The organism is Stenotrophomonas sp. STEN014 (assembly GCF_056760315.1).
The window spans coordinates 424,518-436,290 of sequence record NZ_JBRREN010000002.1 but is presented as its reverse complement, the minus strand read 5'-3'; the positions used below and the strand labels follow the sequence as shown (position 1 = coordinate 436,290).

Sequence of the window (11,773 nt, the reverse complement as noted above, 5' to 3'; positions counted from 1 at the left end):
GTACTGATGCCATCTATTTCCTCACCCGTGGGACTTTCCATCCCTCCGGAAGACAACTCCTGCGCCATCGAGGTGCTGGCCGCCGCGCTGGATCAGCGCGACAGCTACACCGATATCCATTGTGACCGGGTTTCGCAGCTGGCCTTGGCGCTGGGCAAGCGCTGTGACCTGTCCGAGGACCGTCTGGGCCACCTGGTGCTGGCCGCGCGTTTCCACGATGTCGGCAAGATCGGCATCCGCGATGACGTGCTGCTGCATCCGGGCCGTCTGGACGAGGAAAAATGCCGGGCGATGCGCACCCATCCTGAACGCGGCGCGCGCCTGTTCCGCGCCACCGGGCGCGAGGATGCGGACCACGTAGCCCGCCTGATCCGCCACCACCACGAGGCCTTCGATGGCAGTGGCTACCCGGACGGTCTGAAAGGCGGCGATATCCCGCTGGAAGCGCGCATCCTCACCATCGCCGACGGCTACGATGCGATGACCTCGGCCCGCCCCTATCGCGGCCCCATGCCGCATTCGCGCGCCATGGGCATCCTCACCGAGGAACAGGGCCGGCTGATCGACCCGGACGTGTTCCACGAATTCACCCGGATCATCCAAGCCGGCGCACTGGAAGAAGTCTGACAACCTGTCACCGCGCCGCGATGGCCGGCGCCGCAGTGACATACAGAAGGCCCGGCACTGCCGGGCCTTCTGTTTTCCGCACACCGTGTGCGCCAGCCACCACATCCCCCCGCGATCCCGGTCGGTGCAGGCCATAGGCACACCGGCCACGCATCCGGGGGCGGCAGCCAAGGAAGGCAGTATCGAGGGCGCGCCGAGGGCACGGGAATTGGCCCAAGCCTACGCGTCGGGGGGTGAGCCGCACGCACACTTGGCTATCGGTCAAACTGAGGCGCCATATCGTGGCCCCGTTCGTGAAGATGGCCGGCGTCTGGCCACGGTCGTCGGCCGCAACGTTCCACGCATGCGAGAAGCGCCGGGCAAGGTCGCGCAGATGGCATTCACACGCAAATTTCCGGCCATTCTCGATGCCCGTTAACGGGATGAACTGCGGGACAAAGCGTTTGCGAGGGCCTGAGCCGCAGGCTCTGCAGGACAGCGGCGGAGTCAAGCCGACCCGCGAAGTGGCGTCGGCTCGAATGACCTGCCAGGACTCACTTCCCGCATGCTGGCACGACTGCCGGTGCCGGACTGAGATATGTAACCTCTCCCGCGCAAACCTTGTAAGCAAATGAAGTACTGGCAAGGCCGGAGTCCGGAATCGCCGCGGTATGCATGATCTCGCCTGAGGGGGCGATGAGTCTGATCAGTGCATTATCAACGCTGACAGCGTTGCCCCGCATCGCAAGCTCAAGTGTGAAACCATCGGAAAGGCGAAGCCTGGCGGCCTGTCTGGACGGCAACTGCAAATCAAGGGTAACCGGCGCAGAATCATCAAACTGCAGAGTGCCAGTGAACTGAACGCGCTCTGGTATGCCCGCCGATGCCCCCAGCGAAACACTGGTCAGAAACAGGAATGCGGCTACAGCTTTCATCGGGCACCTCCAGGTTGTGGGATTGCTGCCCGTCAACCCTAACACCCAAGTCACACCGGAGGGCGGCGCGTGGCCGGCAACATGGCCAGCTCGTTCTGCCATGGTGTTGGCGTGGCGATGAAGTTTCGGCTTGAACACATTCTCCGGCACGCCGGACGTTTCGCTAGTCCTGAATCAACTTGCCATTGCGGTCAATCTTTGCATTGCAAGACGCGCAGGACCAACCTCCAAGCATTGCCTCACGACCATTCGCGGGTTTGCGAAAGCGCGGCAGCACCGCATCGCATTTGGGGCATGACTTGCGCGGCATGAGCAGGCCCAGCAGCAAGACCCCCAGTCCACCAGCCACGCCGCCAACAAGCATTGCTGAAGTCAAAATTTTCATGTCTCTCCCCGCACCTGACGCCTGAGTCAAGCCGCACCGTTCAGGGCATCGCCTTGAATTAATGGAATGAACTGTCAGCTGGCCTGTACTAGCCCCAGCGCCATTGTGGCTTCTCGCCCTTAAGCCAGCAGATGAAAACAAGCACGAGAAGGACCGCCCATGTCATGCACATGAAGCCAACGATATTGCTGGCCGGAGGAAACAAGAAAAAAGCTGTAACGAGAAGTGCAACGGCGGCACAAAGGACCAGCCAACCTTGCCATTTGACGGGAAACCCCCAACCCCAGCCGTATTTTTTTGCGGGAAACCAGTAGTCATCCTTTTGCACGAATCCTCCAAATCCGGCTGGCGCCGGAGTTAAGCCGCATTACGCAGCGGCATCGGCTTGAATGAACGGGTAGGCCTCATACGCGGATGAACAGCGAGGGGGCGTATGCAGACCAGTACAAAGCAACAGTACCGATGAAGCTGAAAGCCAATGCAAAGCCGACATGACGAGCGGTAGGCCTCCATGTGGCAAGGCCGACAACAAGCAGACAGAGTCCAGGCAAGATCCACCACCATTTGATAGTGCGAAATACGAACTGCGAATAGCCTGATTGAGTGACGTTGAAGCTGCTCCAGGCTCCCGTGAATGCATCAGCAGCGCCGTGTTGTACGGCATAGATGAAGTAGCCTTGGGCCAGGGCCAGCAGCAACACCAAGGCAATGAGCGCGATTCTCTTGAACATGAGGCCTGACACCTGCGTTAAGCCACGCCGCGAAAAGGCGTCGGCTTGGATAAATTATTAGCTGACCGCGACTATGCCAGCCAGCTGGCTTTGACGCCTTTCTGGCTCAGCAGGACCAAGGCGATTCCAACCGCAAGCACTACGCCCTGCATTGCCACCACCGCCGGGCCGCCCAGCCGCACGCCGTCCGTAAGGACGAACAAGTTGAGATCCTGCAGCAGGATCCCAAGCAGCGAGGCAACAAATACAGGAAAGGCCCAGTGCTTACGAAGCAGCAGCCCAACCGAGCCTAGAGCCCCGGCGATTACAGCCAGTGCCGTTGTTGCTACGGCCCAGACCGGGCGAGAGGCATAGAGTTCTTGCTGCGCCGCTGGCAGCTTCGCGATATCGGCAGCGGACAGGCTCAGGTCCATGCCGAAGGCAGCCAGGCCGAGAAGATTCCAAAGCAAGGCAAGCACAGCCACAGGCTTCAACCACTTCGGTGGTGCATTCATATTTACTCCCAAGTCGCGGATGAACTTGCTCGGACAGCCAACACCTAGATTAAGCCACGCCGCAGATCGGCGTCAGCTTGGACGAATTGTTAGGGCCCACGCCCCAAAATCTCGCAGTTCGCCGTAGCGTACTTGCGGGAGGCTATGGATTTCTACAAATCCTTTTCGAGGACGCTCTCCGATGTGTACACATCCTTGAGGGCGTTCTCGAGGGCGCCTTCAAATACGCGGCCTAGCGCGAAATCAGCGGTTGGGCCTTTGGCCAGCATGAGGAAGCCACTAGGCGAGATTGATTGAAGATCTGCTTCTTTCACGCGACCAGCGCGAGCCGCCTCAATGAATGCTTTTCCTCGTTCGTACCCATAGCCGAACAGGCGTTCGTGTTCCGCCGACCTTTCCAGCACGTCGGCGTACGCGGAACACTCAAAAGCAGACCAAGACGCGCGGCTCATGCGCGCGTAGTCCCCGGAGCTCTGAGCAGCCGTAACGGGAGCGAAAACCACCGCTGCGAGGATCAAATAACGACGCATACGATTGGCTCTCCTGTGGGCCCTAACGTTTGAGATAACCGGCGGCCGACGGGCGCAGCCCGTTGGACGTCCGGTTGATTGAAGGGTTGGGCGTCAGCGCCGCAGAGGGAAGGACTCCAGCCAATCTGCGAAGCGAGCGACTTCTGAAACCGCGGCGAGAAACTTCTCTGGAGTGACATGGATCGCGGGCTGCATTAGCCAACCTCGTTCGCTTTCTTGCACGTTGAGCAGTTCGGCGTCTCGATCGTCAATGAAGAACGGGCTCGGCAACTTCCTGAGGTTCTCTTCCGAGTAGTAAGTGCTGTGGCTTGTTATCCATTCCGGGTGCTGCACGCGATTGCGTGCGAGAACAAGTTCTTCCAGCAGCCCGAGATTGCATTGGCTATCTTCAAACACAATGTTGAACTCGTTGAGGAAGTAGGATTTGTATCCATTAAACCAACCACGCTTGAAATCGGACTTGTACTTCTCGCCGGCTGGGACACGAAGCTCGCGTTCCATAGTTTTTAGGTAGAGATGAAACGAGGCGGAAAGCATGCACACGGATGCGTGACCGAGAACCTGAAGTGATTCCTCGGCCTCCAGCCATTCACTGAGGAATGCGGGTTCGGAATCTTCGCTGTATGGGGGAACGTAGGGCTCTTCCTCGGCCTCAATCATTCGCTTTCTTTCCGCGAATGGCTTGGCGCTGTTGGTGTACAGCTGGCTGACAAATGACAGTCGCTGCTCTAGAAAGTGACGAACATCCACGGCCTATGCTCCTGACGCCCAACGCCTTATGTCTTGAGTTTCCCCTAGCCTAGATGTCGAGAGCCCGACGTGCGCGCCCGATAACGCCTCGGTGTCAGCACCACCGTAATTCAGCAGGGGCCGCACGTCGGATCTCGCGTCCAGCGCCCGGACAGTTGGTCGAGGTTTCCCTCGAACTGATAAGCGTGGGCCTCGGCCGCGATGCTCTCGACCAGCCAACTGTAGCGGAGAATCGACATGACGGCAGTGGGAATCGACGTGGGCAAGGCCAGCCTGGATCTGGCAGTAGACGGGCAAAGTGAAGTGGCCCGTTATCCCAATACCCCGACCGGAATTACCAAGGTCATTGAGCGACTGCAGCATTTGAAGGCAACACGGATTGTGGTCGAAGCCACTGGCGGTTATGAAGAGCCGCTGTTGGAAGTCTGCTGCGATGCCGGCCTCTGGATTGCGCGGGTGAACCCGCGTCAAGCTCGTGACTTTGCACGGGCCACTGGCGAACTGGCCAAAACCGATGTCATCGATGCCCGGCTGCTGGCCTTGATGGCACGCCTGTTTGCCGACCGTCTTCGTCCCTATCTGGCACCACCACCGTGGCAGCGTGACGTGCGGGATTGGCTGCGTCGACGTGGCCAGGTAGTCACGACGTTACAGGCGCAGAAACAGCAGGCCACGATGGCTCCGGCGCATGTACGCAAGCTGGCGACCCGCACTATCGCCGCACTGGCCCGCGAACAGGCTGCGATCGATCACGCCATCCAAGCACTGATCAAACAGCACGCGACTCCCGCCGTGCGTTCCAGCAAGGGGCTCGGTCCGGTGTTCCAGGCGACGGTATTGGCGCTGCTGCCCGAGCTAGGCCAACTCGACCGCCGCCAGATTGCCAAGCTGGTAGGCGTGGCTCCCATGAACCGGGATAGCGGCCAAGGCTCCGGCCAGCGCCGCATCCGCGGAGGCCGCTCACCGGTCCGGGTGGCACTCTATATGGCCACGCTGTCAGCGGTGCGCTGGGACCCGGTGATGAAAGCGCATTACCAGCAACTGCGCGAACGAGGAAAGCTGGGCAAGGTCGCGCTGGTGGCCTGCATGCGCAAGCTGCTGGGAATCATCAACGCCAGACGACGTGATGAGCTGCGTGCTGAGGGGTTAACCCTAGCCTGAGCTGCAGTTCCACAAGACAGTTGCTGAATTAAGCCGAGCCGCGAAGCGGGTTCGGCTTGAATGAATTGTTAGGCATCAGCCAGCTGATGGCGGCGGTAGAGCTACGATAAGTAGCGTCGCTATCGGTCCGATGAAGACCGATGCAAACCACCATCCAGCACCACTCCGTCCCTTTGACTGAGCTAGGCCAGCGTTTATCAACGAAAGCGTTCCCCAGCCGACAACGAACTCTGAGCTCCCTTGCATCCTCTTCTCCTTGATCTGATGCCTAACACTTATTGGACCGCCTAATTGCGGTGTTGCGCCGAGTATGGCTGTTGGCGGCGATGATGTGAACCGGGGGAATCCGGCGCTGTATCAACAGTTTGCATTATTCCCCGGGGCAACCGGCCGCCGCAGACGGCTGGTGTTATGCCCCAGGAAAGTCGCCATATCGATTAGACCCCCAGTGATCCGGTGTAACGCCGCTGCCGGTATGTGGCCTGATTGAGCCGGCCGGGTCGTTTTGCCCGGTCCGGCAGCCGTATTCCAGTGCCAGCGTGGCGCCGGCCTGCGCCGTTTGCAGTAACCCGCCGCCCTTCGGGGCGATCTTTTGGGGCCTGCTCCAAGAGGTTGTGGGGTCCGGCACGGGGAACCGGAGCCGTTCGCGCCGCTGTGTGCGGCTACGGGCAGCCCGGAAACGCCTGCTTTTGAGACAGAAGTCTCATCGATGCCGAAAAAAGCGGCATCGTTGCCACTTCAAGTGCCATCGTTGCCCCAAAAAGGGGCAACGTTGCCGAAAAAAGTGGCATCGATGCCCCAAAAAGGGGCAAGCGTGCCGAAAAAAGCGGCAGTGATGCCCCAAAAAGGGGCAACGTTGCCGGTCAAAGTGGCATCGATGGCGAAAAAAGCGGCATCGATGCCGTTTCAAGTGCCATCGATGCCCCTTTTTGGTGCAACGCCGCCGCGCGCCGGTCTACCGGAAAGCCGCGCGGGGGCGCCGCTGCCACGGCACCGGCCAGCGCCGACCGGTGCCACGCGACGGCCCCCGCTTGGGGGTGCAAACGCGGCGCGCCCCGGCACACCGAGAAGGCCTCGCCGGGGCGGCGCTGCCGTAAACGACGACACCCGGCATCGGCCGGGTGTCGTAAGGGGATTGCAGGACGTGTTACTTACCGGGCCTTGGCCTGGTTGGCCACGGCCTCGGCAGCCTTTTTGGCCGCTTCCGGATCGCCCAGGTAACGGAACGACTGCACCGCCAGGTCTTCATCCAGCTCGAACAGCAGCGGAATGCCGGTGGGGATGTTGAGCTCGAGGATTTCTTCCTTGCTCACGTTGTTGAGGTACTTGTACAGCGCGCGCAGCGAGTTGCCGTGGGCGGTGACCAGCACGGTCTTGCCATCCTTGAGCTGCGGGGCGATGGCGTCAAACCAGTACGGCAGCACGCGATCGAGCGTGGTGGCCAGCGATTCGGTGGCCGGCAGCGCGTTGCGGTCCAGGCCGGCGTAGCGGCGGTCGTGGCTGGGATGGCCCGGATCGGCCAGGTCCATGGGCGGCGGCGGGATGTCATAGGAACGGCGCCACACCTTGACCTGGTCCTCGCCGTGCTTGGCGGCGGTCTCGGCCTTGTCCAGGCCCTGCAGGCCACCGTAGTGACGCTCGTTCAGACGCCAGGATTTGGCAACCGGCAGCCAGTCCTGGCCCATCTCGGCCAGCGCGCCCTGCAGGGTGTGGATGGCACGCTTGAGCACGGAGGTGTGGGCGACATCGAACTGCAGCCCTTCTTCCTTCATCAAGCGGCCGGCGGTGGCGGCCTCCTGGCGGCCCTGCTCGGTGAGATCGACATCGACCCAGCCGGTGAAACGGTTGTCGAGGTTCCACTGGCTTTGGCCATGGCGCAACAGCACGAGTTTACGGGTCACAGCAGAGGTCTCCGGAGGTGGGGTAGGCGCTGGATTGTAGCCGCTTCACGCGGAGTGGCCGCGCACGCCACGCCGCCTTGACCGGGGCCGTGCCATGCTGCCGGCATGCTCGACACCGCCTTGCCCCCGCTGCCCGAGCGGGCGACCCCGGAAGATCTGCGTGCGCTGCGGGCCCTGCAGAGCCGCCTTGCCGCGCAGGTGTCGCTGGAGGATGTACTCACCGCCCTGCCCGCACGGCTGGGCGGGGTGGATACCGGCTTCGAGGACGAAGGTCGCATCACCCGTGCGGCGGCGGTGCTGCTCGATGGCGGCAGCCTGCAACTGCTGGAATCACGCGTGGCGCGTCTGCCCACCGCCCTGCCCTATATTCCCGGCCTGCTGAGCTTCCGCGAGTTGCCGGCGGCGTGGCAGGCGCTGCAGCAGTTGAGTACCGCCCCGGCGCTGGTACTGGTGGATGGCCATGGCATCGCCCACCCGCGCGGCCTGGGCATCGCCGCGCACCTGGGCGTGCTCAGCGGGCTGCCCTGCATTGGTGTGGCCAAGAGCCGGCTGGTCGGCGACTACGACGAACCCGGCCCGCTGCGGGGCGATCACACCCCGCTGTGGCACAGGGGCCGTCAGGTCGGCTGGGTGCTGCGCAGCAAGCCGCGCTGCAATCCGCTGTTTGTCTCGCCCGGCCACCGGGTGTCGGTCCCGACGAGTCTGCAGTTGGTGTTGGCCTGCCTGGGGCGCTACCGCCTGCCCGAGCCTACCCGGCTGGCCGACCGGCTGGCCTCGCGCCGCGATGGCCGCGCCCCGGCCGGGTGAGGCCGAGGGTGAGCGAGGCCTGTCGCAACAATCCGTTTCCGGGCCGGTACGGACAGCGCCCCGCCCCCGTGCAATCCTGCGGCCCAACGCAACCGGGAGTTTTCCATGACCACGATCCTCAATCCGCGCGTGCACGACCTGGGCGGTTTCCAGGTGCGGCGTGCGGTGCCCACCCTGCAGGCGCGCAGCGTGGGCCCGTTCGTGTTCGTCGACCACATGGGCCCGGCGGTGTTCGCCCCCGGCCAGGGCATCGACGTGCGCCCGCACCCGCATATCGGCCTGGCCGCGGTGACGTTCCTGTGGTCCGGGCAGATCGGCCACCGCGACACGCTGGGTTCGGAGCAGATCATCCGCCCGGGTGATGTGAACTGGATGACCGCCGGCCGTGGCATCGCCCATTCCGAGCGCACCCCGCCGGCCGAGCGTGGCCACGACCACCCGCTGCACGGCATGCAGACCTGGATCGCGCTGCCGAAGTCGCACGAGGAAACCGCCCCGGCGTTCCACCACTTCAGCGCCGGCCAGCTGCCGCAGCAGCGCCGGAACGGTGCGCTGCTGCGGGTGATCGCCGGCCGCGCCTATGGCGAGGAATCGCCGGTGCAGGTGTTTGCCGACACCTTGAATGTGGCCATCGACCTGGACCCGGGCGCGGAGATCGACCTGGACGCCAGCCACGTGGAGCGTGCGCTCTACATTCTGGAAGGTGAGGCGCAGCTGGACGGCGTGGATGTGCCGGCCATGCACCTGGTCCTTCCCGAGGCCGGCGCGCGCGGGCGCCTGCGTGCCAGAACCCCGGTCAAGGCGATGCTGATGGGTGGCGAGCCGCTGGATGGTCCGCGCCACCTGTGGTGGAACTTCGTCTCCAGCTCCAAGGAGCGCATCGAGCAGGCCAAGGACGACTGGCAGGCCGGCCGCTTCGGCACGATTCCGGGTGATGACAAGGAGTTCATTCCGCTGCCGGCGTAAGCCGCCGCGGCCTTAACGCTTTCAATACGCCGCCCGCACGCCGCTGGCTTATGTTTCCCCCACCCGCTCCGGGGAATCGAGGGGAAACACGCATGGATATGAGCAAGCGACTGGCGGCCGAGTTTCTCGGCACGTTCTGGCTGGTGCTGGGCGGCTGCGGCAGCGCGGTGCTGGCGGCCAATTTCGGGGGCGACGGCAATCCGCTGGGGATCGGTTTCCACGGGGTGGCGCTGGCCTTCGGCCTGACCGTGCTGACCGGCGCCTATGCCTTCGGCCACATCTCCGGTGCCCACTTCAACCCGGCGGTGAGCATCGGCCTGTGGGCCGGTGGGCGTTTCGCCGGCAAGGATCTGGCCCCATACATCGTGGCGCAGGTGCTGGGCGGCGTGGCCGCGGCGTTCATCCTGTTGCAGATCGCCCAGGGCAATGCCGGTTTCGCCATCGACGGCAGCCAGGCCGGCGCCTTCGCCAGCAACGGCTACGGCGCACTGTCGCCGGGCGGCTACAGCGTCGCGGCCGCGTTCCTGTGCGAGGTGGTGATGACCGCGTTCTTCCTGGTGGTGATCATGGGCGCCACCCACGGCAAGGCACCGGCCGGCTTCGCGCCGATCGCCATCGGTCTGGCGCTGACGCTGATCCACCTGATCTCCATTCCCGTCACCAACACCTCGGTCAACCCGGCCCGCTCCACCGCGGTGGCGGTGTTTGCCGGCCCCGGGCAGATCGGCCAGCTGTGGCTGTTCTGGGTGGCGCCGATCCTGGGCGCGATGATCGGCGGCATCGCCTACAAGTGGATCGGCAGCGACAACTAGACCGTTGCCGGTAGCCCGCGACAGAAGCGGCCCCCGGCGGGGCCGCTTTTTTGTGTGATCTGAAACATGCTTTGCAAGTGACGGCGGTTGTGTAATACCGTCGGACCTCGGCTGGCGCGCATGGGGATGCGCGCAACGGGCGCGAGGGAACTGGCCACCAGCCGCGCAACCGCCTTCAACGATCCACACAACATCCATCGCGCCGGTAGCGGGCGATGTTTCATGGGGAAAGCGAAGTGAAGACTGTCCGTACCGTTTGTGCCGCCCTGTTGCTTGCCGCCGCTGCCACCGCCTCGGCCCAGCAGACCGCCCAGTGCCCGCTGCTGCCGGCCGACAGCGGCCTGCACTGGGAACAGCAGGCCCAGAGCGACTTCATCGTCTGCAAGGCCACCACCCCTGATGGCCGTACCGTGCTCAACATGATGCTCACCGCGCGTGATCCGGGCATCGCCCTGACCCGGGCGCTGCGCGCGGAAAAAGGCACCTTCGGCGGCGAGGCGCTGCACTGGTACAAGATGGATATGGGCGGCCGCGACCTGCCGGGGCTGGAGTCGCGCCGTATCACCGTGGTCAAGCTGGACAAGAAGCGCTATGCCCAGATCTGGATCGAAGCGGCCGACGGCGGCGAGCTGGCCAGCCTGCAGACGCTGACCCAGGCCCTGAACCTCAACTCCCCGGCGCTGGCCGGCAGCGGCAACTGACGCCCCGCGCGGCCCGTCCGCGCTCCTGCGGCGCGGACGGCGCATCGGTCAGAAGCGGCCTTCCTGGTAATCCACGAAGGCCTGCATCAGCTCCTGCCGGGTGTTCATCACGAACGGGCCGTGACGCGCCACCGGTTCGCCCAGCGGGCGCCCGGCGACCAGGATCAGACGCGCTTCCTGCGGGCCGGCCTGCAACTGCAGCTGGGGACCACCACCGAGTACGGCCAGCTCGCTCTGCGCCAGCACGCGTGCATTTGCGCCCTCGCCCACCGTCACGCCGCCTTCGAACACATAGGCGAACGCATTGTGGCCGGCCGGCAGCGTGTACTGCCACGAGCTGCCGGGCGCCAGGGTGATATCCAGATACAGCGGATCGGTCGCCGGCTGCACGATCGGGCCGCTGACATCGCCGACGCTGCCGGCGATGACTTTGACACTCACGCCCTGGGCCGGCTGGACCTGCGGAATGCGCTCGGCGGCGAACTCCTGGTAGCGCGGATCGGTCATCTTCTCGCGCGCCGGCAGGTTCACCCACAGCTGGAAGCCACGCATGCGCCCGGACTCCTGCTCGGGCATCTCCGAATGCACCAGCCCGCGCCCGGCGGTCATCCACTGCACGCTGCCCGGGGTCAGCAGGCCCTCGTTGCCGTGGTTGTCGCTGTGCCGCATGCGGCCGTCGAGCATGTAGGTGACGGTTTCAAAGCCGCGGTGCGGATGGTCGGGAAAACCGGCCAGATAATCCTCCGGCTTGTCGGTGCCGAATTCGTCCAGCATCAGGAACGGATCCAGCTCCGGCAGCGCCGGCGTGCCGATCACCCGGGTCAGACGCACCCCGGCACCATCGGAGGTAGGCATGCCCCGCAGGTTGCGGACCACGCGGGCCGCGGTGTCACCAGTCATGATCAGGCTCCTTGAAAGATATCCAGACAATGGATGCTGCCCACGGCCGGACCAAGCACCGCCCCCGCAACCGATTGTTCCAGTGCTGGTGCAA

15 protein-coding genes are annotated in these 11,773 nt (G+C 63.9%); 6 read left to right on the top strand and 9 right to left on the bottom strand.

The window, feature by feature from the left end:
* The first annotated feature begins 6 nt into the window (after window positions 1-6).
* Window positions 7-627 carry an HD-GYP domain-containing protein gene (locus ACVOMC_RS04735; protein ID WP_054658413.1) on the top strand — a complete coding sequence of 207 codons (621 nt, stop codon included), beginning with the start codon at window positions 7-9 and terminating at the stop codon, window positions 625-627.
* Between the two features lie 533 nt (window positions 628-1,160).
* On the opposite strand, the gene ACVOMC_RS04730 is transcribed toward ACVOMC_RS04735, so the two are convergent.
* The 7 genes from ACVOMC_RS04730 to ACVOMC_RS04700 all read right to left on the bottom strand — a co-directional run bounded on the left by ACVOMC_RS04730 (window position 1,161) and on the right by ACVOMC_RS04700 (window position 4,431).
* Window positions 1,161-1,541: a hypothetical protein gene (locus ACVOMC_RS04730; protein WP_481523006.1), complete on the bottom strand. Its 381-nt coding sequence runs from the start codon at window positions 1,539-1,541 to the stop codon at window positions 1,161-1,163.
* Between the two features lie 163 nt (window positions 1,542-1,704).
* Window positions 1,705-1,926, bottom strand: a complete 222-nt coding sequence (locus tag ACVOMC_RS04725) for a hypothetical protein (RefSeq protein WP_481523005.1) — start codon at window positions 1,924-1,926, stop codon at window positions 1,705-1,707.
* An 88-nt stretch (window positions 1,927-2,014) separates the two neighbouring features.
* Entirely contained in the window at window positions 2,015-2,254 is a 240-nt protein-coding gene (locus ACVOMC_RS04720) for a hypothetical protein (protein ID WP_481523004.1), read from the bottom strand.
* Between the two features lie 76 nt (window positions 2,255-2,330).
* Window positions 2,331-2,657, bottom strand: a complete 327-nt coding sequence (locus ACVOMC_RS04715) for a hypothetical protein (RefSeq protein WP_481523003.1) — start codon at window positions 2,655-2,657, stop codon at window positions 2,331-2,333.
* A 71-nt stretch (window positions 2,658-2,728) separates the two neighbouring features.
* Window positions 2,729-3,151: a hypothetical protein gene (locus ACVOMC_RS04710; RefSeq protein ID WP_481523002.1), complete on the bottom strand. Its 423-nt coding sequence runs from the start codon at window positions 3,149-3,151 to the stop codon at window positions 2,729-2,731.
* Window positions 3,152-3,303: 152 nt separating this feature from the next.
* The gene (locus tag ACVOMC_RS04705; RefSeq protein WP_481523001.1) at window positions 3,304-3,681 is read right to left on the bottom strand and encodes a hypothetical protein; all 378 of its coding nucleotides are present in this window, start codon (window positions 3,679-3,681) and stop codon (window positions 3,304-3,306) included.
* 93 nt (window positions 3,682-3,774) lie between these two features.
* Entirely contained in the window at window positions 3,775-4,431 is a 657-nt protein-coding gene (locus ACVOMC_RS04700; RefSeq protein WP_481523000.1) for a hypothetical protein, read from the bottom strand.
* 237 nt (window positions 4,432-4,668) lie between these two features.
* On the opposite strand from ACVOMC_RS04700, the gene ACVOMC_RS04695 reads away from it, so the two are divergent.
* Window positions 4,669-5,592: an IS110 family RNA-guided transposase gene (locus ACVOMC_RS04695; RefSeq protein ID WP_481522999.1), complete on the top strand. Its 924-nt coding sequence runs from the start codon at window positions 4,669-4,671 to the stop codon at window positions 5,590-5,592.
* 1,151 nt (window positions 5,593-6,743) lie between these two features.
* Here ACVOMC_RS04695 and gpmA read toward each other — a convergent pair.
* Window positions 6,744-7,493 carry a 2,3-diphosphoglycerate-dependent phosphoglycerate mutase gene (gpmA, locus tag ACVOMC_RS04690; RefSeq protein WP_481522998.1) on the bottom strand — a complete coding sequence of 250 codons (750 nt, stop codon included), beginning with the start codon at window positions 7,491-7,493 and terminating at the stop codon, window positions 6,744-6,746.
* A gap of 105 nt (window positions 7,494-7,598) precedes the next feature.
* Between gpmA and nfi the strand changes: the two genes are divergently transcribed.
* The 4 genes from nfi to ACVOMC_RS04670 all read left to right on the top strand — a co-directional run bounded on the left by nfi (window position 7,599) and on the right by ACVOMC_RS04670 (window position 10,779).
* Window positions 7,599-8,300, top strand: a complete 702-nt coding sequence (nfi, locus tag ACVOMC_RS04685) for a deoxyribonuclease V (RefSeq protein ID WP_481522997.1) — start codon at window positions 7,599-7,601, stop codon at window positions 8,298-8,300.
* Window positions 8,301-8,405: 105 nt separating this feature from the next.
* Complete coding sequence (locus ACVOMC_RS04680; protein ID WP_481522996.1) at window positions 8,406-9,266, top strand: pirin family protein; 861 nt, start codon at window positions 8,406-8,408, stop codon at window positions 9,264-9,266.
* Window positions 9,267-9,358: 92 nt separating this feature from the next.
* On the top strand, window positions 9,359-10,078 hold the full coding sequence (gene aqpZ / locus ACVOMC_RS04675) for an aquaporin Z (protein WP_481522995.1): 720 nt from the start codon (window positions 9,359-9,361) through the stop codon (window positions 10,076-10,078).
* A gap of 236 nt (window positions 10,079-10,314) precedes the next feature.
* Window positions 10,315-10,779 (top strand): hypothetical protein, encoded by a 465-nt coding sequence (locus ACVOMC_RS04670; RefSeq protein ID WP_054660425.1) that lies wholly within the window; start codon window positions 10,315-10,317, stop codon window positions 10,777-10,779.
* 48 nt (window positions 10,780-10,827) lie between these two features.
* On the opposite strand, the gene ACVOMC_RS04665 is transcribed toward ACVOMC_RS04670, so the two are convergent.
* Window positions 10,828-11,679: a pirin family protein gene (locus ACVOMC_RS04665; protein ID WP_481522994.1), complete on the bottom strand. Its 852-nt coding sequence runs from the start codon at window positions 11,677-11,679 to the stop codon at window positions 10,828-10,830.
* Window positions 11,680-11,773 lie beyond the last annotated feature (94 nt).